We start from the raw sequence: 20,664 nt of genomic DNA, 5'->3' as shown, positions 1-20,664 counted from the left end.
TTTTACTAAAAACCGACTTGAACAAACAAAATAATTTAGCGATATTTGTAAATTAACTAAAAACGAACTAACAGTAATAAATTATGGGAATGAACAAAAATACAGTGCTTGCGTGGGCAACTTTTATTATGATTTTAGTAGGATTGGGTTTAATAGCTTTAGGCGCATTTAGGTACGATGATGTTGCTGGCTGGGGTTTTGCAGCTGTAGGTTTTGGTTTCTTTGCAATTGCCTGGGTGTTTAACGCCTTAAAGGGTAGAGTGTAATAAAAAATTATAATTAATAATTTAAAAGTATTTTAAAAAATGAGTGATGATAAAAAAGTAATTTTTTCCATGAATAAGGTTTCAAAAACCTATCAATCTACAGGAAAACAAGTGTTAAAAGATATTTATTTAAGCTTCTTTTATGGAGCTAAAATTGGTATTTTGGGTTTGAATGGTTCAGGAAAATCAACTTTACTAAAAATTATTGCAGGTGTTGAAAAAAACTTTCAAGGCGATGTTACTTTTTCTCCAGGTTATAAAGTAGGGTATTTAGAGCAAGAACCTCAATTAGATCCAGAAAAAACAGTTTTAGAAGTGGTTAAAGAAGGTGTAGCAGAAACTGTAGCTATTTTAGACGAATACAACAAAATAAACGATATGTTTGGTTTGGAAGAAGTGTATTCAGATGCAGATAAGATGGAAAAACTAATGGCGCAACAAGCAGAACTACAAGATAAAATTGATGCTGCAAATGCGTGGGAATTAGATACCAAGTTAGAAATTGCAATGGATGCGTTAAGAACACCAGATTCTGACAAAAAAATTGGAGTTCTTTCTGGAGGTGAAAAAAGGAGAGTTGCCTTATGTAGATTGCTTTTACAAGAACCAGAAATTTTATTGTTAGATGAGCCAACAAACCATTTAGATGCAGAATCTGTACATTGGTTAGAGCATCATTTAGCGCAATATAAAGGAACTGTAATTGCAGTCACACACGATAGATATTTCTTAGACAATGTTGCTGGATGGATTCTTGAATTAGATAGAGGAGAAGGAATTCCTTGGAAAGGAAATTACTCTTCTTGGTTAGACCAGAAATCGCAAAGAATGGCGCAAGAAAGCAAAACAGCTTCTAAGCGTCAAAAAACATTAGAACGAGAGTTAGAGTGGGTTCGTCAAGGTGCAAAAGGGCGTCAAACAAAGCAAAAAGCACGTTTGAAAAACTACGACAAATTAATGAGTCAAGACCAAAAACAGGTTGATGAAAAGTTAGAAATTTACATTCCTAATGGACCACGTTTAGGAACTAATGTTATTCAAGCTTCAGGAGTTTCTAAAGCATATGGAGATAAGTTATTATATGAAAATTTAGAATTTAATTTACCACAAGCAGGAATTGTTGGAATTATCGGGCCAAATGGTGCTGGTAAAACTACCATTTTTAGAATGATTATGGGAGAAGAAACTCCTGATGCAGGTGAATTTAAAGTAGGTGATACAGCAAAAATTGCTTATGTAGATCAAGCCCATTCAGATATAGATCCAAACAAAACAATTTGGGAAAACTTTTCTGACGGTCAAGATTTGGTTATGATGGGAGGTAAGCAAGTAAACTCTAGAGCTTATTTAAGTAGATTCAATTTTTCTGGAAGTGAGCAAAATAAGAAAGTGGAAACACTTTCTGGTGGAGAAAGAAACCGTTTACATTTAGCAATGACCTTGAAAGAAGAAGGAAACGTTCTTTTATTAGATGAGCCAACAAACGATTTAGATGTAAATACTTTAAGAGCTTTAGAAGAAGGTTTAGAAAATTTTGCAGGTTGTGCAGTAGTTATTAGTCACGATAGATGGTTTTTAGACAGAATTTGTACACACATTTTAGCTTTTGAAGGAGACTCTCAAGTATATTTCTTTGAAGGTTCTTTCTCAGATTATGAAGAAAACAAAAAGAAACGTTTGGGTGGAGATTTAATGCCAAAACGTATTAAATATAAAAAGTTGATTCGATAAGTATCAATTTATAATAAAAAATGAAAGCAACTAAAGAAATTTAGTTGCTTTTTTAGTTTTGAATCGTTTTTTCTTCCTCATTAAAAACATATTTATTTATGATATATTCTGTAATTGGATTCAATTCTTTTAAAGTTTCAGGATGAATTCCTCTGTGATTAAAATATTCTAATTTTCCAGTTTTAGATTTTCCATACCAAATTAGTGGATCTCCATTTTTAAAAAATTGAGTTTCACTGTTCACTTCTACTTTTCTAAATTCGTTAATATTAATTTTATAAATTGTATTATCAACAGCATACTTATCATCACAAGAAGAGGTTTCAAAATGATTTTCTTGCCAAATAATACAATTTTTTAAAGTGTTATTATAAATGAAATATGATGATGTAAAAAAAGCTAAAATTGAAATACCTACTAGCTGTTTTTTATATTTTTCGATGAATGATTTAGGTTTAGGTTTTGGAGGGTTTTCATTATTTGTATCAAGACCTTCTTTTGTAAATGGTTCTAAAGTAGCGTTAGTATTAGGAGGTATTTGTATTTCTTTATAAGAAACCTCGAAATCAGAATAATCTTCAAAACCCAAATATTTAGCAATTAAATTTTTTAATTCGTTGTTGGGTTCTCCAGCTTTATTTTTTCTGTTTTCTACATATTTATTATAGTAATTTGCAAGAGTTTTTGTGGAAACAATATTTATCTTATGATATTTTTCCTCCAAAATTTTATCAATAAAAAAATTAAAACAGCCATATTTTTTTATACTATCATTTTCTTTTTCTGTTTTTAATTTTTCAAATAAATCAGTAAATAATTTTCTTAACATAGCTATTTTGTTGGTTTTCCAAAGTTAGAAATAATTTGGAAAAAATTTTCCAAACTGTTTAGAAAATCATTTCCATTTCTTTTCCAATCATTTTCTAATCGAAACATTCGTTCTCATTGGATATTTGCAGTAGAATTAATTCTCTGTAAAAAAGAAAAGAGAATTACTTCTAAAAACAAGAATTAAATAGTGGCTTTATTTTAAGTGGGAAAACAATTTAAAAAAGCTATTTCATTTTACAACTTCCCGCAAAAGAGGCGCGCGACTCTTTTAAATTTTAATGTGTTGCTGGCAACAAAAAAGCTGAATTCTAAAATTCGGACAGCAACACTTTTGTCTAATTTTTAAAAGAACAAATCATGAAAAAAGTGTTTTTAGTATTCGCAATATTACTTGCAAACGGAGTTTTTACATCTTGTACAGATTTAGAAGATGAAACTACAAAAATGGAAATTTTAGCTACTGGTGGAGAAGATGGACAAGACCCGGATGAAGAGGAAGATCCAGCAAATGGAGGTTAATATTTAAATATTTATATTAATTTAGAGGAATGAAACAAGTAAAAGTTGCATTCCTCTTTTTTATTTTATTTTTTTTGTTGAATTGTGAAGAACAAATCAAAGAAATACCTAGTTCTTTAAAAATTAAAAATGATTTAAAAGTCTCTTATAAGAAATCAATTAGTAAAAAATTAAATCTTAGAGAGAGATTAAATTTATCTAAAAATATTTTAAAATCTAAAGATTTAAAAGACTCCTTAAAGTATTTAGTATTAAATAATATTAGTTTCTTGTATAGCAAATTAAATAATGTTGATAGTTCAATTTTATCCTCAAAAAGGATGCTTAATTTAAAACTGAATAAAAATATTTTAAAAGCCAAAGTTTACTATAAATTAGGTGGTTATTATAACAAAAAAAATCAATCAGATAGTGCTTATTACTATTTTAATAAATCGAAAGAGTCTTATTTATTTTTAAACGACAGTGTTCAGATAGGCAGATGTTTATCAAACATAGCAATTATAGAATCTAATTTCGGAAATTATATTTTAAGCGATTCAACAGCAGTTGAATCTCTAAAATATATAAATGGAAAAAGAAGTAGAACTACTGCTTCTGTTTATAATTGTTTGGCTATAAACTCAAAAGAACAATTTTTATATAAAGACGCTATCTATTATTATCAAAAAGCAATTGATATATCTAAAAGAAATAGTTCAAAAAATATATATAAAAATAATATTGCAAACGTTTATAAAGAATTAAAAAATTATACCAAATCCATTCTTATTTTAAAAAACTTATTAGAGGATTCTATTTCTGATAAAAAAACAAAAGCAAGAATTATAGACAATCTCGCTCATATAAATTGGTTGCAAAATGTAAATATAAATGTCGAGAAAGATTTACAATTTGCCAAATCTATAAGAGAGGAAGAAAATGATATTCATGGACTTATTGCAAGTTATAGCCATTTGGCAGATTATTTTTTTGAAAAAGATAAAATTAAAGCGACCTTTTATTTAGGAAAGATGCTTAAAGTTTCAAAGAAAGAAAAAAGTACTCAAGATCAAATAGAAGCCTTAGATAAATTAGCAAATATTCAAACTCCTCAAAAATCAATAAAATATTATCAAGAAAGTATTCATTTAAGAGATAGTTTGCAAAAAGAAAATACCCAAAGACAATACAAATTTGCTAAAATTAAATACGATTATGAGGAAGAAGAAAAGCAAAAATTAAAATTCGAAGCTCTAGCAACACAAAATCAATTAATTGCAGAACAGGAGAAAAATCAAAAGAAAAACATAATATTTTTTGCAATATTGTTAATCGCTGGCTTAGTGTTTTTAGGATACAGAAGAAAGCAACAAAACAAAAAAAGAATTTTACAAGAGAAATACAAAACAGAAACAAAAATTGCAAAAAGATTGCATGACGAATTAGGCAATGGAATTTATAATGCAATTACAAAAGTGCTGAATCCTAAATTTGAAACCGAAGAAATTGTACAAGATTTAGATAAATTATATTTACAAACTAGAGCAATTTCACATGAAAACGATTCCATAGAAACAGGTGCAGATTTCGAAAATTATTTTAGAGAATTGGTGGCAAGCTACAATTCTAATGCATGTAAAATTAGTTTTAAAGGTTTGTCATCTTTACAATTAAGCTCTTTATCTAAAGAAAAACAAGTGGTTATTTATCGAGTTTTTAATGAGTTGTTTGTAAATATGAAAAAACATAGTAAAGCAACATTGGTAATTATTTCTTGCAAAAAAGTAGGCAACAAATTAGAAATGATTTATAAAGATAATGGAGTTGGGTTTAGAGAAAATATGGTTGTTATTAAAAATGGACTCAAAAATATGGAAATCCGTATTAATTCCATTCAAGGAACTCTTAATTTTGATGCACAAGCCAACAAAGGTTTTAAAGCAACCATTCGTTTTAAAAAATAAGTATGTTTCAAAAAGTGTTAATTGCAGAAGATTTTGATATTATAAATAGCGGGCTAAAAGCTACCTTAGAAAAAATGCAGATTCCTGAAATTTCCCATATTCCTTATTGTGATGAAGCTTTTTTAAAACTAAAAAAAGCAAAACTAGAAGGAAATCCGTTTGATTTATTAATAACTGACTTATCATTTGTAGAAGATCACCACAAACAAGATATTACGTCTGGTGAAGCTTTAATAGAAAATGTAAGAAAAGAATTTCCTACTTTAAAAATAATTGTTTTTTCTGTGGAAGACAAGCCATTTCGCATTCAGCATTTATATAACAATTTAAAAATTGATGCTTATGTTTGGAAAAACAGAAACGGACAAAAAGAATTGGAGAAAGCGATTCTGCAAATTTATAAATCTAAAAGTTTCTACATTTCTGAAGATTTAAGAGAAGCCATTCACCCTAAAAAAGCCATTGAAATTACTGAATATGATATTCATATTATAGAGCATCTTTCTAAAGGAATTTTGCAAGACAACTTACCAGAATTATTTGTAAAGAAGCAAATAAAACCATCAAGTAAAAGTTCTATAGAAAAAAGATTAAAATTTTTAAAGGAACATTTCAACGCAAAAAATCCAACTCATTTAGTGGCTATTGCTAAAGATTTTGGGTTAGTTTAAAAATTAATATTTCTACAAATTATTTAGACTACGGAAACCCGTAGTCTTTTTTTGTTTTATAGTTTTAGTTTTGAGCAATAATATAAAAATACAAATGATGAAGAAGATTACTTTTTTAATAGTACTAATATTTATTATTTCTTGCTCCTCTCCTTTAGACAAGAAGTTTAATGAAAATACATCAAAGGAGGATTTAATGAAAATTCAATCAAAAATAGACTCAACACAATTTTATTTGTTAGCTGGAAGTATGTTAAGATTAAAACTTCAAGATAATAAGATTGAAAACATGACATACAGAGAAATATTAGAACAAGGAGAAAAGTGGAAGGTCGAAGAAGAAAAAAGACAAGAGGAACTAAAAAGATTAGCAGAAAAGGCGAGAAAAGAACAAGATGAGAGAACAAGGCTTTTATCTGAAAGTATAATAGTTTCTTGTTTTGAAAAGGGGTTTACTAAATACAATTATGAAGATTACATAACTTACAAATTTGTAATTAAAAATAAATCAGTGAAAAATATACGAGCTGTAAAAGGGAGTATAACTTTTATGAATCTTTTTGATCAAGAAATTAAAACACTAAATTTAGTTTATGATGAATCTATTAAAGCTAATTCTACAGTTAATTATAATGCTCAAACTGATTATAATCAATTTAAAGATAGTGACAAAGCTTTAAAAAATAAGGACTTGAAAGATATGAAAGTCAAATGGAATCCAGAAAAGATAATTTTTGAAGATGGAACTACTTTAGAATAATTTTAGTTAAAAATATGGGATTATTTAATCAATTATTAGGAAATGCAAGTGAAGTCTCTAATGAAAAGTTAACAGAAAAATATAAAATATTATTAATTGAAGGAGAGGATATTGAATTAGGTTTTAAGCTTTTTAGAGATATATTTATGTTTACTAACAAACGTTTAATTCTTGTAGATATACAAGGATTAACAGGTAGTAAAATAGAATATAAATCTTTACCATATAAGAGTATTTCAAGATTTTCTTTAGAAACATCTGGAACTTTTGATTTGGATGCAGAATTAAAAATATGGATATCAAGTGAGAATATACCTTCTGTTAGTAAAAAGTTTAATAAGAGTATAAATATTTATGAAGTTCAAAAATATTTAGCTTCTAAAATTTTGTAAAATAATATAAAAAGAGAAAGTAGTTTTATAAAACCTTACGAAAATTCGTAAGGTTTTGTTCTTAAAAATAGTATTTTAGAATCGGTTATGAAAAATTACATTTTACTCTTTTTTATTCTTTTAAGTTATAAATCGATTTCTCAAAACGTTTACAAAACACCTTCAGGAAAAAAGTACCATTTATCTTCTTGTAGAATGGTAGAAAATGTTTCAAAAAAAATGTTAGGTAAAGCAGATATTTCTAAACATCGATTAACTCCTTGTAAAATCTGCAAACCGCCAAAAGTAAAAGATTTAGTAAATACGTATAATTTCACTAACAAAGCAGTTGGAAAATCTACATCAGTTAGATGTAAAGGAATCACAAAAAAAGGAACAAGATGTAAACATCGTACAAAAATTGCGAATGGATATTGCTATCAGCATACAAAACAAGATAAAAAAGGGGCTCATAAAAAGCCAGCTTCTTCAAAATCTAAAACCTTACTTTGTGGTGCAAAAACAAAGTCTGGTAAAGCCTGCAAACGTAAAGTAAAAGGTGGAGGTTATTGTTATCAACATAAATAACTTCAAAATAGTTTGTAAAAAAAATGTGTTAATACTTCTGTTTTAGAAATATCAACACATTCTAATAATAATAAAGTTAATTATTTTACAGATGGTAGTTCTTTCGCAACACTATTTTCACTAAAATTTTGTGAAGTTTGAATGTTTTCGCCATTTTTTCCAAACATAATTGCTACAGATGGATTTTCTCCTTTTTCATCTAAATCTAAAATAACTCTATATATAATAACTTCAACAAGAGCTACACTATTATCATTATTCGCATTTACACTAAAACTAGTAGGTTTTATATCAGACATAAAGTCTAATGAACCTGAGATACCTAAAGGATGTAAAGTAATATTTACTTCACTCCCATTTATAGAGTGTAGCGTTGCAAGTCCCATATTTTTTTCAAAATCCCAGTTTACACTAAATCTGCAAGATGGTTTTTCTAAAACAGTTTTTCCTTTTAACGTTTGGCTTAATACCAAACTAAATTGATTTGATTTCATAATATTAATGTGTTTAGTTTTTTGTTAAAAAATTTATATAAAATTATACAAGTTGGTTAACTTATTTTAGAGTAGAAATACTCAATTTATTATTTAAGTATTAATAATTAAGTAAATACACTGTTTTATTAGAACTTGTAATTTTGAAGATAATTTTATTTTATGCCTTACGGATTTCCGTAAGGTTTTGTTTTTTAGGTAGTTTATTTTTGAGTATTATTAATTTAAAAAATATAAATAGATGTCAAAAAAGCCAATTGGAACAACAGCAACTACAGGTCAAAATTGTCCTGAATCAGGTGTGTGGAAAGTAGTAGGAACACCTACAACTACAGCTCCTATATCTGAAGGAAATAGAATGCCTCCATATGGAGGAAAAGCGGTTACGTGGAAGTTAACTCAATACGCATAGGGGATAGTATTGAACAAAACCTTACTAACACTCGAAAGGTTTTGTTTTTTATGAAAGAAATAAAAAAATTAAAATAAAAATTATGGCAGTAGAACACACAGAACACAATGGAAAAGTGCACAAAGGATTTAAAGGAGGAAATACTGGTTGTGGAATAGATACAACTGAAAAGCCTTCGCATTGGAAAGATACTTATAAATCAATTTCTTGTAATAAAGATGGGTGTAAGAATTAGTAAGGTAGATTAATGGGCTTCAGATATCAAAAAAGAATAAAACTAGGCAAAGGTTTAGGGTTGAATGTCAGCAAATCAGGTATTTCTTCTAGTTATAGAACTAAAAAAGGAACAATTGGTTCAAAAGGGTTTTCAGTAAGAACAGGAATTCCTGGTTTGACTTATAGAAAGACGTTTTCCAAATCCTCTAAAAGTGGTTGTTTAGGCTTTTTTTTGATGCTTTTAGCTACCTTTTTTACAGTATTTCTAATTAAAAAATAATATGAGTTACAGAAGAGGTTATCATAAAAAAGATGGAACATATGTACAAGGTCATTTTGTTTCTAAAAAAAATAAAAAATCTAATAAACCTAAAAAACAAAATAATTTAGGTTGCTTTTTAACTGTATGTATATTTTTTGTTACAACAATTTTATTTACCTCTTGTGAGGAAACAGAAAGTAGTTGTGAGAAGAAAAAGTGTTCAGATTTTAAAACACAATCTGAAGCACAAACTTTTTTTAATAGCAACCCAAACTGTTATCGAAATTTAGATATTGACGATGACAATATTCCTTGTGAAAACCTACCAGATTAAGTTATGAAAGAAATAACAATTGAATTAAAAAGCCATTTTTTAAGATTATACCAAATGGCATTTTCTGATGATAATTTCGATACTCTTGAATTACAAATGCTTTATAAATTTGCAGAAGAAAGAGGTGTTTCCAAAGAAGAGTTAGAAAAAATATTACTACAGCCTTCCCATAATACCTCAATTCCAGAAAAATTTGAAGAAAAAATTGAATACTTGTACGATTTGGCAATTATGATTTGGGCAGACAATATTGTTACAGAAGACGAGATAAATACTTTAAAAAAGTATTGCTTAAAATTTGGTTTTCTAAAAGAAAACATTGTTGAATTAGCTAATTTTCTTTTAGAAAAAGCAAAAGAGAAAATATCTAAAGTAGATTTAATCAAACAAATTAATCAATTATGAATTCTTTAAAAAATATTTTTGCCTTAAAAAAAGAAGTCCCTGTAGAGCATATAGATAAAAAAGAGGAAGATTTTAAGAAAGAAAAATTCACTTTTTTCGAAAGTGGTTATGGCTCTTCTAAGGCTTCAAGTGGAAATCCAGTTGTTTACAAGGCTTGTTTGAACGATGTTTATATGGATTATAAAGGAAAATGTAGAGATAACATAAACCTGCAAAACGAATTAAAGAAACCATATAAAGAAGAAAAAGGAAAAGTAGAAATAGAGCTTAAAAAAAGGAATACTGTAACATCTATAATAGAAGAATCTATTCATAATGAAGAGAAAAAAATCATAGAGTATAGAAATGATATTGTTGAGGTAAAAAATATACCAGAAAAATTTGGTTTAGATATTGATAAGAAACCAAAAGCTCAGTTTTATTTAGGACTAATTGTGTTAATACCAATTACTTTTTATTTATTAGTTTTTTATATTTCAGCATCTTATTCAGCATTTTTTAAAAACTTTGAATCTGATGAACTTTCAGCAGCAATTTTTGATGGAAAAGCGCTAACAAAAGCAATAGGAGATGGATGGTTGGAGGCAGTTTTTGTGGCTACAATTCCTTTTGCATTTATGGGGCTAGGTTATTTAGTGCATATGTTTCAAAAGCATAAAAGTTGGACTTCTATCTTAAAAATTGGGATGCTATTTTTAGTCACTTTTGTTTTTGATGCCATTTTAGCTTATCAAATCGAAATGAAAATCTATAATATAGAAAAAACACCAGATTCTCCAGAGTTTGATTTAAGCATAGCTTTTAGTAGTGTAGAATTTTGGGGAATTATCTTTGCAGGTTTTGTAGTTTATATTATCTGGGGCTTAGTATTCGATTTTATTATGAAAGAATACGATAATTTAGATAAAATAAAGAGTTTTATAAGAACAAGGAAAGAAGACATAAAAAATTCAGAATTAAATATAGATGAGCTTACATCTAAATTAAACCCAATAAAAGAAGAAATTTCTGGGCTAGAAGGAAAAATAAGTGACTTACAAAGAACCATAGATGGCTTTATTTTTTCTGATAAACAGTACTTAACCTATCACGCAGAGTACGTTAAAGGTTGGTATTCTTCCATAACAGACCATTTACCACTAAAAAGAGCTGATGACGTCTTAGCAAAATGTGTAGAAGTTGAAAAGCAACATTTAGCAGATCATTCAATAGATGATAATAATTCTGAAGGAATTTTATATAAGTTAATAAACTAATTTGTTATGAAAAATATAATTTTAGTACTTTTTCTCATATTAGGAATTTCTTGTAAAAAAGATAAGATTAAAGATGAAGTTCTTGAACAGTCTGAATATGAAACAGTAAAATTATTAGGAAAAAAATCTAATTTAAATATTAGTATTCTTTTAGATTTATCTGATAGAATAAACCCCAAATTACACCCAAATAATACTATGGATATTTACAAAAGAGATATTGGATATATTAAATCCATAGCACAAACTTTTGAAATTCATGTAAGGAATAAGAAAACAAGAAGAATAAATGATAAAATTCAACTTTTTATTGATCCAGAGCCAGAAGAAAAAGAGCTTAATAAGAAAATTAAAGATTTAAAAATTAATTTTACCAGAAGCAATGCAAAAAGAAACTCAATTTTACAAACTTCTAAAAAATATGAAAAAATAACAGAATCTATTTACGAGTCAGCAATTAAAGATAATAGTTATATTGGTTCTGATATTTGGCGTTTTTTTAAAAATAAAGTAGAAGATTATTGTGTTGAAGATGGATATAGAAATATACTAATTATTTTAACAGATGGTTATATGTATCATAAAAACTCGAAGAAAAGAAATGGAAATAGAAGCAGTTATTTAACTCATAATTTCATCAAGAATAATAGAATTTCAAATGTAGATATACCTATAAAAGATTTTGGGTATATTTCTAATGTTAAAGATTTAAGTAATTTAGAGATTTTAGTTTTAGGTATAAATCCTTATGAAGGAAATTTAAATGACGAAGAGATTATTCATAGCTATTTTGAAAAATGGTTCAAAGAAATGAATGTAAAGAAATTTGATACAAAAAATACAGATTTGCCATCAAATACAGAAAAAATAATAAGAAAGTTTATCTTTGAAAGCAAATAAGTTATTCAATGAAAAATCTACTCATAGCTTTATCAATAATTTTTATAACCACAGCCTTCCAAACTAAGAAAACAGATGTTTTCATTTGTATGACTAAATCAAGTAAAACCTATCATTTAAAAAAGAACTGTAGAGGTTTAAAAATATGCAAATCAAAAATTAAAAAAATTACTAAGAAAAAAGCTGAAAATGTAGGAAGAACCTTTTGTAAGATTGAGAAGAAAAAAAATCACAAATTATCAATTAAATTGGAGAGTTGAAATAATTATTATAGTTATAATAATAACTCTTTTCAATACTTAATGTAGTATCATAATTTTTCATAATTTATTCATTATTTAATTTTATTTTTGTTAAAAATTTATATATATTGCCTAAGTTTTTATAAAAACAAATATTAAATTAACTAAAATCAATTAAAAAATGAAATTTAATTCTTTCAAGTACTTAGCTATTTTTACTATTAGTATTGTAATGTTTAGCTGTTCCTCCAATGAATCTGATTCAGATTTAAATTTATCACAAGGAAATGTTTTAAAAGATAGTTTTGAACCAATCAAAGGGCAATATATCGTAACCTTAGTAGAAGGTACTTTAGAAAAACCTAAATTTAAAGGTTCTAAACTAGCTTATGAAACTTCAATGAAACAAATGAAAAGCGAATTTTCTCAAAAATTCCAAAAATTAAATATTGAACAAACTAAACTTAAAGCAACATTTGGTTATGCATTAGAAGGTTTTGTTGCAGAACTTTCAGATTCTCAACTAGAAAAACTAAGACGTGATTCAAGAGTAAAATCTATCGAAGAAGATTATTTAATTACTTTGGCACCACCATCAGGAAAAGGTCCAAAAGGTGGTAATGATGGTGGAGGTAGTTCAGCACAAGAAACTCCTTGGGGTATTACAAGAGTTGGTGGAGCTATAGATGGCTCTGGTTTAACTGCTTGGATAATAGATTCAGGTGTAGATTTAGATCACGAAGATATCAATGTAGATGTTGCTAGAAGTAGAACTTTTGTTGCTTCAGGAAAAGATTCAAAATCTGCAGATGATGGAAATGGTCATGGAACTCATGTTGCTGGAACTGTTGCTGCTTTAGATAATTCTTTAGGGGTTATTGGTGTTGCACCAGGAGCAAACATTGTAGCTTTAAAAGTTTTAGATAGTAGAGGTAGTGGAAGTTTTTCATGGACTGTTCAGGCTTTAGATTATGTAGCTGCAAATGCTGCTGCTGGAGATGCTGTTAATATGAGTTTAGGTCCAAGATCTAGATATACAGATTCTGCTATAGATAATGCAGTATTAAATGTGGCAGGATTAGGTATCAAGTTAGCAATTGCTGCTGGTAATTCTAGTGACGATGCTGAATTTTATTCTCCAGCAAGAGTTAATCATCCAAATGTTTATACTGTATCTGCAATGGATATTAATGATAACTGGGCATCTTTTTCTAATTATGGAACACCTGTAGATTACGCTGCTCCAGGTGTAGCTGTAAAATCTACTTGGAAAAGTGGAGGTTATAATACAATTAGTGGAACTTCTATGGCATCACCACATGTATGTGGGTTGTTACTGTTAGGAAACGTTGTTTCTAGTGGTACAGTTAATAACGATCCAGATGGAAATTCAGATCCAATAGCTTCACATAATTAATTATTTTTTAAATAATATTAAAAAGCCCCATTTCATTTAGAAATGGGGCTTTTAACTTCTACTTTTTCTTTCGCAATAAAAGAAATGTTTAATGAGCACTTAATTCGAAAAAAGTACTATAACAAATTTATTACATTATCTTTTATTACTTATAGGTATAAATACCTGTTTTAATTTTTTCTTCTTCTTGTTTTTTTAGAGTTGTTATCTCTTTTTTTCTCATTAGTTTTTCTCACAACTCTATTTGGTTTTTTTACTTTTTCTTTAATAATGCTAGTTCTTTTATCACTAATAGAGCTTGAACTTCTTCTAGTTGTATTTGTACTACCTCTTGTAGTGGAATTAGAACTATTTCTAGTATTTGGTGTTACATATCTATTTGAATTTACTGTAGTTTGTCTTCTAGAAGTTGTAACAGGACTTTTACGAGAATCTGTTCTTCTGTAAGAGAAATTTTCACTTCTATCATAAGTACTATTATTTCTATTACTTATAGCTGGTTTTCTTCTTTTTAAAATTTTATTTCTTTTACCAACTTTTGCATTTCTGTTTGCTTTGTAGTAAAAATACCTACTATCTTCTCTAAATTTCGTATAGTTTCTACCAAAATCATTTCTATAAAAGAAAGCATCATCGTAGTTATAAATAATACCTAAATTTAAATTAATATTTACCCCATTATAGTTATAGTAATTGTTTTTTACAAAACCATAAAAGTTTGGATAACCACGTCTATCATAATCTATTCTTAGATTTCCAACTCTGATCAAACGATCTCTGTAATATCTTAAAAAAACATTTCCAACTCTTGTTACATTTCCTCTAATATCATAATTGATAAATACATTTCCAACACGTCTAATTCTTCCCCTGAAATCTCTATCAATTCGAACACCACTTGTTCTTATTCTATTTCCATAAAAATCGTCATAATAGTGTGTGTTAAAGTCAAACTCTCCATTTAAAAAAACAAAAAATTCAATTCCACGCTCTGTAAAATTTACAGAATTATTATAATCATAATTAATCCAATAGCTGTTTGGTAGTGAGTTGCCATTTTTGGCTTCAACAGTAGAAACCATCATGAACATTCCTAATAATATAAGTATACCTTTTTTCATAATATATGATTTAAAGGGTTTTGCCTACTCTAAATACTTTTCGGCTTCCGTATTTGATTAATAGGTTTTCAAAGAACGTGCCAAAAAAAAATATTTTTAATAATGAATTTGGGTTTTTGATATAAATAATTTATTTAATTTGTTTATTATCAGTAAATTAAAAATTTTTTATATTGATAAAGAACCTGTAAATTTAAAGTGGTTTTCACGACCAAAATTAAAAATTACTATATGATTGAAGCTATAGAGCAAAATTTACAAAAAGGAATTAAATTATTAAACACACTTACAGACGAACAATACAGTAATAACTCAATAGCACCTTACTACTCAAGTATTGGATGTCATATGCGTCATGCACTAGATATGTTTTCTTGCATATTTAAAGGTTTAGAAACTGGAGAAGTAAATTTAACAAAAAGAGATAGAAACGAACTTGCAGAAAAACACACAAATGTGGGGGTTGAGTATTTTCAAACGACAATTTCAAAACTAAAAAGTTTAAAAGATGCAGATTTAAATAAACAACTTTTAGTAACAGACGATTTAGGTTTGGGTAATGTAACTGTAAAAAAATCTTTGGCAGCAATTTTAATGCAAGCACAAAGCCACATTACACATCATTACGCAACTGTAGGGTATTTAATTTACAATTTACAAATTGAATTACCAGAATCTAACTTTGGCTTTAACCCAACAACTCCTAAAAGAGTAAGTATTTAAAATATTTTTGTAAAATATTAACACTCTACAGTTGTGTTTTGGTGTTAATTTTGTGTATTATATTATGAATTTAAAAATGATTATAATGTTTACAACAAACAATAAATTTATATGTACCATTTTATTAATTATGTTGTCTTTTACAGGGCAATCTCAAAACTCTATTATAGAAAAAAAGAGTTATGGTAAAAACTACAATAGTGAGTTGCCAATCAATTTATATAGAGATATTACACCTATTGCAGAAATTGAAAGCTCAGAACTTCAAAAAATTTTAGAAAAAGAAATTTATAAAAATAAAACTTGGAGACGACTAATAAAAGGGAAACAAATGTCCATTGGAATTGTAGATTTAAGTGATTCTACAAAATTTAAATATGCAGGTTTGAATGATAACTTTATGATGTACGCTGCAAGTTTACCAAAAATAGCAATTTTATTGGCAGCAATGGATGCGTTAGATAAAGGAGAACTAAAAGATTCTGAAGAAATAAGAGAAGATTTACGATTAATGATTAGTAAATCTAACAATAGAGCATCTACTAGAATGATTGATAGGCTAGGATATAAAAAAATTGAAGAGGTTTTAAGAGCACCAACAATTAAACTTTATGACGAAAAAGTTGGTGGAGGTTTATGGGTTGGAAAAAGATATGCAGCTGCTGGAAAAAGAAATCCAGACCCTATAAAAGGCTTAAGTCATGCAGCTACAACAAGACAAGTTTGTAATTTTTACTATCAATTAGCAATGGGGAATTTAATTTCTACAGAAAAATCTACTGAAATGTTAGAAATTATGAAAGATCCAGCTTTACATCACAAATTTGTGAACACACTAGATATTGTAGCACCTAAAGCAGATGTGTACAGAAAATCGGGTTCTTGGAGAAATTACCATTCAGATTCTGCATTGGTTTGGGGTCCAGAAAGAAAATATATTATTGTGGCTTTAGTTGACAATGATTATGGTGAACAAATAATTAGAAATTTAGTAAGACCATTAGAAAAAGTATTAAATAAATCACGTTCTTTATAGTGCTAAAAATTGAACTATAAAAAGTGAAAAAGATACTAAGTAAAACATTCGGATTAAGAGATGGTGAAATATACATCTCTTTTTTAATGCAACTATACATTTTTATTGTAATTACAGTTTTATTAATAGTAAAACCAACTGTAAACGCATTATTTGTATCTAAATTAGGGGCAGATAACTTACCTTTTGGCTACTTGTTAGTTGCATTTGTTGCGGTATCTACATCTTATTTTTATAACAGAGCTATTAGAAAATTGTCGCTAGTTAAAGTAGCAATTATTTCTCTGGTAATATTTAGTTTGGCTTTTTTAGGGTTAAGTATTATTTTAAAATTTTCTTTAACTAGTAATTGGCTACTGTACTTTTATTATGTTTTTATTTCATTATTTGCTGTCATTGCTACTTCACAATTTTGGATTTTCGCCAACATGGTTTTTAACGCAAGAGAAGCCAAAAGAATTTTTGGATTTATAGGAGCAGGAGCCATAGCAGGTGGTATTTTTGGAGGTTATTTAACAAGTATTATTGCATCTAATTTTGGTACTGAAGCTGCAATTTTTATTGCAGCAATACTTTTATTAGGTTGTATTCCTATCATAAAAAAAGTATATGAATTAAGAATTAAATATTTAAACACTTTTAAAAGAAAGCAAGTAATTGCAAAACAAGATACTTTAGAAAGCTCGTCTATAAAATTAATAGCAAATTCAAAACACCTTACGTACATTGCATTTATTACAGGAATTGGAGTTATTGTTGCCAAATTAGTAGATTTTCAATTTAGCGACTTTGCTCACAAAGCCATTCCTAACTCTGATGATTTAGCTGCCTTTTTTGGATTTTGGTTTTCGACATTTAACGTTGTAGCTTTAACAATTCAATTGTTTTTAACAAATAAAATTCTTACAAAATTAGGTGTATCATCAACATTGTTAATTTTACCTTTAGCTATTGGTTTAGGTAGTTTATTATTTTTAACTTTTCCTGAATTATGGGTTTTAGTATTAATTAAAGGTATAGATGGTAGTTTTAAACAATCTATAAATAAAGCATCTGTAGAATTGTCTATTATGCCTATTCCAATTCTGATAAAAAATCAAGCAAAATCTTATATAGATGTTGCTGTAGATAGTATAGCTACAGGTATTGCAGGTTTTTTATTAATATTTTTAATAAAACGATTAGATTTAGAAACCACTTACATTACTGTAATTATTTTACTTTTCGTTTTTATTTGGATTGTACTCATTTATCGTTTGCGAGAAGCTTATTTCAATTCTTTTAAAAAAAATATCCAAAAAACGTTATTGTCTGAAAATGACGATAAAAAAGCGAATAAAGAAAATTCTATAACACACATAAAAAGAATTTTAGAAAGTGGCAAAGAAGAATCTATTTTAGAAGTAATTTCAAGGTTAAATGATTTTAATTCAAAAATATTTCAAAAATCAGTCATAAAACTTTTAAAACACCCATCTAATAAAGTAAAAATACAAGCTATTGATTTTTTACACAATATTGAAGATACTTCAATTTTAAACAACATTAAACCTTTAGTTTATGAGAAAGATGATACGTTAGTATATGTTGCCTTAGAGTATATTTTAGAAAACTCTCACATAAATGAAGATTCCTTTTTTGTAAAATATTTAGATCACGAAAACGAATATATTGCAAACGGAGCTTTAATGGCTTTGGCTAAACAAAATTCCAGAAACTCAATTTTAGGATTAAAGTATAATTTAAAAGATAGGTTAAACAATAAAATTCATCTGTTTAAGGCAGAAGAAAATACCGTAAGAAAAGAAGTAATTGCGGGCTTGTTAATAAGCATTGCAAATGCGAGAATGGTAACCCATTATCATTACATTCAGGAAAACTTATCTAACAGAAAAAGCTATATAGTAAAATTTGCTACAATTGCTGCAGGTATTACATCTGATGAACTTTTTATTGAAGATTTATTAAATTTAACTGCTAAGAAAAAACATAGAAAAAGAGCCATAAAGGCTTTAAAAAGCTATGGGCCAAAAATTATTGATAGTATTTTAAAACTTGATAAAGAAGATGACATTAAAGGAAATATTAAAAAATATGTTCCTAAAATTATAGAATCTTTTAATAACGAAAATGCCGTTAAAATTTTAATTCGTTTATTAAAAAATAAAAACAGTGTTACGCGTTTAGCAGCATCAAACTCCTTAGCAAAATTAAAAAAGAAAAGTTCTAATTTGTTAATTACCAGAAAATTAATAAAAAATCAAATTGTTAGAGAGTCTAATTATTATCGTAATATTTTAGAAATTATAACCTCTATACAACATGTTATTAATGAGGAGTTAGTTGATGAAAAATCTTCTGCAGAGCAACAAATTTATGAAGCCAGAAAAAATTTAATAACTGCATTAGAACATGAGTTAGAAAACACATTAGAAAGCTTATTTAAACTTTTAAGTATGCTTTATAATGAAGAAGATATTAACATGACTTTTGTGGGCATAAAAAGTGAAATTAAAGAAGCTAAAATTAATTCTTTAGAATTTTTAGATAACTTGTTACAAGCAGAGGTAAAAACAAAAGTATTACCAATTGTAGAGTATTATGTAGTTGACGATAAGCATTACAATTCACCTATAATAGAATTGAGTTTGCTAACAGAGAAAAAGTATTTAGAAAAAATAATGAGAATGGGAGGCAGTCACCTACGTTTTTTAATTGTTGAGTTGATTGCAGCTTCAAAAAATAAAAATTACATTCCTGTTTTATTACCAATAAAAAAGTATCGCAGCAAAAAGGTAAAAAAACTTGCCAGCGATACTTATAATAATTTTATGGGTTTTTCTAAGAATTAATTGTCACTTTCATCCTTGTCAGCTTTATATTCTTCTTCTTTAATGATAGGTTTTTTAGAAACATTAGCTTCATCAATAATATCATCAATTTTACTAGCCAAATACATATGTGCACCAGCAGAATTTTTATTTAAAACGTTAGACATTAAACAAACAATATATTTCAATCCATTTGGGTGCTCTACAATAATAACAGAATTCATAAAGTTAAAAACGTTACCAGCATAACTTGCACAATCTGGATTTTTAACTCTGTCGCATTTGTAATAACTACCAGATTTAAAATATACAGCTGCACTATCCAGTCTTGGAGATTTTGCATATCTAATTCTTCTGTCTGTTAAATAAAGCAATCTTTTCATTTCTAAACTAGACTCTTTGTCTACTACATTCCCTTGTTCTAATTTAACCAAAAACTTCATTAAACCTTTTGGAGTTCCAATACTTCCTCCTTTTCTGCCTACATACTTTTCAGGACCTCTTGTAAACATACCACCTAATTTCCACTCATTTTCTTCGATTCCTAATTTCCTTAGAGGTTCATTAACTACAGTGTTTGCAAGGTTTGTTAAAGAGTCTCTTGAAGTTTCTTTAAAATACTTTTCAGCTTTTTCTGCATCTAAAAAGAAATAATCTTGTCCGAAAGCTGCCATTAACATTGCTTCTCTATACATTACACTTGCTGCACCATTATTACTAACAGAAACCATATGATCTAGCCATTCATATAATGAAAACTCATCGCTAGCAATTACTCTTCTTTTGGTTAGTTTATCTTTTTCGATATCATAAACAGGTATGGTGTGGTGATCACCTGTACCCCAATATCTAGAAGTTACTTTAATATTTTTTAAATAACCAGCTCTATCTTCCCAAGAATCTGGACAAAGTTTTTCTAATTGATCAAAAACAGCTAAAAGCACTGCAATTTTACCTACACTTCCTGGTTGATAACCAACATTTTCTCTATGTTCTGCGTATCTTAACTTATTAGGATTTGTCATATCCATAGCTGCTAAAGAATAAGCACCTGAAGGAATAATTCTTTTTAATTTTTTTTCAAAATCTTTATCAGTTATTAATAAATCTTGAACACTGTCATCACTTCTTTCTAAAAGATTTAATTTTATATCAGCTAATTTTTTGTAAGCTCCTGCAGGTATTCTAGTGTATTTTACACTATCTAATTGCATTTTTCTAAGTTGATACAAACGCTTGATTCCAGTAGTTTCGTAACCATCTATTGGGTATTTTATAAAACCTAATGAGGCTACTACTAAAATGGTTAAAATTATATATTTTATTTTCATA

Annotated in this window: 23 protein-coding genes; 19 read left to right on the top strand and 4 right to left on the bottom strand. The window is 27.6% G+C overall.

Annotation, left to right across the window (positions count from 1 at the left end; genetic code table 11):
* Positions 1–83: 83 nt before the first annotated feature.
* Together FDT66_RS13795 and ettA are read left to right on the top strand one after the other, a co-directional pair.
* The gene (locus tag FDT66_RS13795; RefSeq protein ID WP_138537544.1) at positions 84–266 is read left to right on the top strand and encodes a CAL67264 family membrane protein; all 183 of its coding nucleotides are present in this window, start codon (positions 84–86) and stop codon (positions 264–266) included.
* Positions 267–305: 39 nt separating this feature from the next.
* Complete coding sequence (ettA, locus tag FDT66_RS13790; protein WP_138537542.1) at positions 306–1,997, top strand: energy-dependent translational throttle protein EttA; 1,692 nt, start codon at positions 306–308, stop codon at positions 1,995–1,997.
* 52 nt (positions 1,998–2,049) lie between these two features.
* Here the strand turns inward: ettA and FDT66_RS13785 are convergent, their stop codons facing one another.
* Positions 2,050–2,826, bottom strand: a complete 777-nt coding sequence (locus FDT66_RS13785) for a hypothetical protein (protein WP_138537540.1) — start codon at positions 2,824–2,826, stop codon at positions 2,050–2,052.
* Between the two features lie 359 nt (positions 2,827–3,185).
* On the opposite strand from FDT66_RS13785, the gene FDT66_RS14085 reads away from it, so the two are divergent.
* The 6 genes from FDT66_RS14085 to FDT66_RS13760 all read left to right on the top strand — a co-directional run bounded on the left by FDT66_RS14085 (position 3,186) and on the right by FDT66_RS13760 (position 7,683).
* A complete protein-coding gene (locus FDT66_RS14085) occupies positions 3,186–3,347 on the top strand; it encodes an ETRAMP family protein (protein ID WP_171032395.1) in 162 nt (53 codons plus the stop codon).
* A 320-nt stretch (positions 3,348–3,667) separates the two neighbouring features.
* Positions 3,668–5,293 carry a tetratricopeptide repeat-containing sensor histidine kinase gene (locus tag FDT66_RS13780; protein WP_138537538.1) on the top strand — a complete coding sequence of 542 codons (1,626 nt, stop codon included), beginning with the start codon at positions 3,668–3,670 and terminating at the stop codon, positions 5,291–5,293.
* 2 nt (positions 5,294–5,295) lie between these two features.
* The gene (locus tag FDT66_RS13775; protein ID WP_138537536.1) at positions 5,296–5,964 is read left to right on the top strand and encodes a response regulator; all 669 of its coding nucleotides are present in this window, start codon (positions 5,296–5,298) and stop codon (positions 5,962–5,964) included.
* A 94-nt stretch (positions 5,965–6,058) separates the two neighbouring features.
* On the top strand, positions 6,059–6,724 hold the full coding sequence (locus FDT66_RS13770; RefSeq protein ID WP_222927923.1) for a hypothetical protein: 666 nt from the start codon (positions 6,059–6,061) through the stop codon (positions 6,722–6,724).
* A gap of 14 nt (positions 6,725–6,738) precedes the next feature.
* Positions 6,739–7,116, top strand: a complete 378-nt coding sequence (locus tag FDT66_RS13765; RefSeq protein WP_138537532.1) for a PH domain-containing protein — start codon at positions 6,739–6,741, stop codon at positions 7,114–7,116.
* Between the two features lie 87 nt (positions 7,117–7,203).
* Positions 7,204–7,683: a DUF5763 domain-containing protein gene (locus FDT66_RS13760; protein WP_138537530.1), complete on the top strand. Its 480-nt coding sequence runs from the start codon at positions 7,204–7,206 to the stop codon at positions 7,681–7,683.
* 80 nt (positions 7,684–7,763) lie between these two features.
* Here the strand turns inward: FDT66_RS13760 and FDT66_RS13755 are convergent, their stop codons facing one another.
* The gene (locus FDT66_RS13755) at positions 7,764–8,177 is read right to left on the bottom strand and encodes a hypothetical protein (protein WP_138537528.1); all 414 of its coding nucleotides are present in this window, start codon (positions 8,175–8,177) and stop codon (positions 7,764–7,766) included.
* 241 nt (positions 8,178–8,418) lie between these two features.
* Here FDT66_RS13755 and FDT66_RS14080 point away from each other — a divergent pair, with 241 nt between their 5' ends.
* The 8 genes from FDT66_RS14080 (at position 8,419) to FDT66_RS13720 (ending at position 13,621) form a co-directional block, all read left to right on the top strand.
* Positions 8,419–8,589 (top strand): hypothetical protein, encoded by a 171-nt coding sequence (locus FDT66_RS14080; protein ID WP_171032394.1) that lies wholly within the window; start codon positions 8,419–8,421, stop codon positions 8,587–8,589.
* Between the two features lie 82 nt (positions 8,590–8,671).
* Positions 8,672–8,824 carry a hypothetical protein gene (locus FDT66_RS14075; RefSeq protein WP_171032393.1) on the top strand — a complete coding sequence of 51 codons (153 nt, stop codon included), beginning with the start codon at positions 8,672–8,674 and terminating at the stop codon, positions 8,822–8,824.
* Positions 8,825–8,836: 12 nt separating this feature from the next.
* Positions 8,837–9,085: a DUF4236 domain-containing protein gene (locus FDT66_RS14295; RefSeq protein WP_138537526.1), complete on the top strand. Its 249-nt coding sequence runs from the start codon at positions 8,837–8,839 to the stop codon at positions 9,083–9,085.
* Between the two features lies 1 nt (position 9,086).
* The gene (locus tag FDT66_RS13745; RefSeq protein ID WP_138537524.1) at positions 9,087–9,401 is read left to right on the top strand and encodes an excalibur calcium-binding domain-containing protein; all 315 of its coding nucleotides are present in this window, start codon (positions 9,087–9,089) and stop codon (positions 9,399–9,401) included.
* 3 nt (positions 9,402–9,404) lie between these two features.
* Positions 9,405–9,806 (top strand): hypothetical protein, encoded by a 402-nt coding sequence (locus FDT66_RS13740; protein WP_138537522.1) that lies wholly within the window; start codon positions 9,405–9,407, stop codon positions 9,804–9,806.
* Positions 9,803–11,062 carry an ABC transporter permease gene (locus FDT66_RS13735; RefSeq protein ID WP_138537520.1) on the top strand — a complete coding sequence of 420 codons (1,260 nt, stop codon included), beginning with the start codon at positions 9,803–9,805 and terminating at the stop codon, positions 11,060–11,062. The genes FDT66_RS13740 and FDT66_RS13735 overlap by 4 nt, the downstream gene beginning before the upstream one ends.
* A gap of 6 nt (positions 11,063–11,068) precedes the next feature.
* Entirely contained in the window at positions 11,069–11,962 is an 894-nt protein-coding gene (locus tag FDT66_RS13730; RefSeq protein WP_138537518.1) for a hypothetical protein, read from the top strand.
* Positions 11,963–12,385: 423 nt separating this feature from the next.
* Positions 12,386–13,621 carry a S8 family serine peptidase gene (locus tag FDT66_RS13720; RefSeq protein WP_138537514.1) on the top strand — a complete coding sequence of 412 codons (1,236 nt, stop codon included), beginning with the start codon at positions 12,386–12,388 and terminating at the stop codon, positions 13,619–13,621.
* A gap of 170 nt (positions 13,622–13,791) precedes the next feature.
* Here the strand turns inward: FDT66_RS13720 and FDT66_RS13715 are convergent, their stop codons facing one another.
* The gene (locus FDT66_RS13715) at positions 13,792–14,742 is read right to left on the bottom strand and encodes a hypothetical protein (protein WP_138537512.1); all 951 of its coding nucleotides are present in this window, start codon (positions 14,740–14,742) and stop codon (positions 13,792–13,794) included.
* 231 nt (positions 14,743–14,973) lie between these two features.
* Here FDT66_RS13715 and FDT66_RS13710 point away from each other — a divergent pair, with 231 nt between their 5' ends.
* From FDT66_RS13710 to FDT66_RS13700, 3 genes are all read left to right on the top strand, one after another.
* Positions 14,974–15,465, top strand: coding sequence for a DinB family protein (locus FDT66_RS13710; protein WP_138537510.1), 492 nt, complete (start codon positions 14,974–14,976; stop codon positions 15,463–15,465).
* A gap of 85 nt (positions 15,466–15,550) precedes the next feature.
* Positions 15,551–16,501, top strand: a complete 951-nt coding sequence (locus tag FDT66_RS13705; protein WP_246034887.1) for a serine hydrolase — start codon at positions 15,551–15,553, stop codon at positions 16,499–16,501.
* Positions 16,502–16,524: 23 nt separating this feature from the next.
* The gene (locus tag FDT66_RS13700) at positions 16,525–19,353 is read left to right on the top strand and encodes an Npt1/Npt2 family nucleotide transporter (protein WP_138537508.1); all 2,829 of its coding nucleotides are present in this window, start codon (positions 16,525–16,527) and stop codon (positions 19,351–19,353) included.
* Here the strand turns inward: FDT66_RS13700 and FDT66_RS13695 are convergent.
* A complete protein-coding gene (locus tag FDT66_RS13695; RefSeq protein WP_138537506.1) occupies positions 19,350–20,663 on the bottom strand; it encodes a serine hydrolase in 1,314 nt (437 codons plus the stop codon). The genes FDT66_RS13700 and FDT66_RS13695 overlap by 4 nt on opposite strands.
* Position 20,664 lies beyond the last annotated feature (1 nt).

It is taken from the genome of Polaribacter aestuariivivens (genome assembly GCF_005885675.1).
Taxonomy (GTDB): domain Bacteria; phylum Bacteroidota; class Bacteroidia; order Flavobacteriales; family Flavobacteriaceae; genus Polaribacter; species Polaribacter aestuariivivens.
This window is presented reverse-complemented; position numbering and strand designations above follow the sequence as displayed.

What these genes read in the sequence shown, in the direction of transcription:
- FDT66_RS13765 (WP_138537532.1), top strand. Translation starts at nt 6,739, where the DNA reads ATGGGATTATTTAATCAATTATTAGGAAATGCAAGTGAAGTCTCTAAT.
- FDT66_RS14075 (WP_171032393.1), top strand. Translation starts at nt 8,672, where the DNA reads ATGGCAGTAGAACACACAGAACACAATGGAAAAGTGCACAAAGGATTT.
- FDT66_RS14080 (WP_171032394.1), top strand. Translation starts at nt 8,419, where the DNA reads ATGTCAAAAAAGCCAATTGGAACAACAGCAACTACAGGTCAAAATTGT.
- FDT66_RS13755 (WP_138537528.1), bottom strand. Translation starts at nt 8,177, where the DNA reads ATGAAATCAAATCAATTTAGTTTGGTATTAAGCCAAACGTTAAAAGGA.
- FDT66_RS13730 (WP_138537518.1), top strand. Translation starts at nt 11,069, where the DNA reads ATGAAAAATATAATTTTAGTACTTTTTCTCATATTAGGAATTTCTTGT.
- FDT66_RS13760 (WP_138537530.1), top strand. Translation starts at nt 7,204, where the DNA reads ATGAAAAATTACATTTTACTCTTTTTTATTCTTTTAAGTTATAAATCG.
- FDT66_RS13705 (WP_246034887.1), top strand. Translation starts at nt 15,551, where the DNA reads ATGTTTACAACAAACAATAAATTTATATGTACCATTTTATTAATTATG.
- FDT66_RS13715 (WP_138537512.1), bottom strand. Translation starts at nt 14,742, where the DNA reads ATGAAAAAAGGTATACTTATATTATTAGGAATGTTCATGATGGTTTCT.
- FDT66_RS13735 (WP_138537520.1), top strand. Translation starts at nt 9,803, where the DNA reads ATGAATTCTTTAAAAAATATTTTTGCCTTAAAAAAAGAAGTCCCTGTA.
- FDT66_RS13775 (WP_138537536.1), top strand. Translation starts at nt 5,296, where the DNA reads ATGTTTCAAAAAGTGTTAATTGCAGAAGATTTTGATATTATAAATAGC.
- FDT66_RS13720 (WP_138537514.1), top strand. Translation starts at nt 12,386, where the DNA reads ATGAAATTTAATTCTTTCAAGTACTTAGCTATTTTTACTATTAGTATT.
- FDT66_RS13710 (WP_138537510.1), top strand. Translation starts at nt 14,974, where the DNA reads ATGATTGAAGCTATAGAGCAAAATTTACAAAAAGGAATTAAATTATTA.
- ettA (WP_138537542.1), top strand. Translation starts at nt 306, where the DNA reads ATGAGTGATGATAAAAAAGTAATTTTTTCCATGAATAAGGTTTCAAAA.
- FDT66_RS13740 (WP_138537522.1), top strand. Translation starts at nt 9,405, where the DNA reads ATGAAAGAAATAACAATTGAATTAAAAAGCCATTTTTTAAGATTATAC.
- FDT66_RS14295 (WP_138537526.1), top strand. Translation starts at nt 8,837, where the DNA reads ATGGGCTTCAGATATCAAAAAAGAATAAAACTAGGCAAAGGTTTAGGG.
- FDT66_RS13785 (WP_138537540.1), bottom strand. Translation starts at nt 2,826, where the DNA reads ATGTTAAGAAAATTATTTACTGATTTATTTGAAAAATTAAAAACAGAA.
- FDT66_RS13780 (WP_138537538.1), top strand. Translation starts at nt 3,668, where the DNA reads ATGCTTAATTTAAAACTGAATAAAAATATTTTAAAAGCCAAAGTTTAC.
- FDT66_RS13695 (WP_138537506.1), bottom strand. Translation starts at nt 20,663, where the DNA reads ATGAAAATAAAATATATAATTTTAACCATTTTAGTAGTAGCCTCATTA.
- FDT66_RS13745 (WP_138537524.1), top strand. Translation starts at nt 9,087, where the DNA reads ATGAGTTACAGAAGAGGTTATCATAAAAAAGATGGAACATATGTACAA.
- FDT66_RS13795 (WP_138537544.1), top strand. Translation starts at nt 84, where the DNA reads ATGGGAATGAACAAAAATACAGTGCTTGCGTGGGCAACTTTTATTATG.
- FDT66_RS14085 (WP_171032395.1), top strand. Translation starts at nt 3,186, where the DNA reads ATGAAAAAAGTGTTTTTAGTATTCGCAATATTACTTGCAAACGGAGTT.
- FDT66_RS13770 (WP_222927923.1), top strand. Translation starts at nt 6,059, where the DNA reads ATGATGAAGAAGATTACTTTTTTAATAGTACTAATATTTATTATTTCT.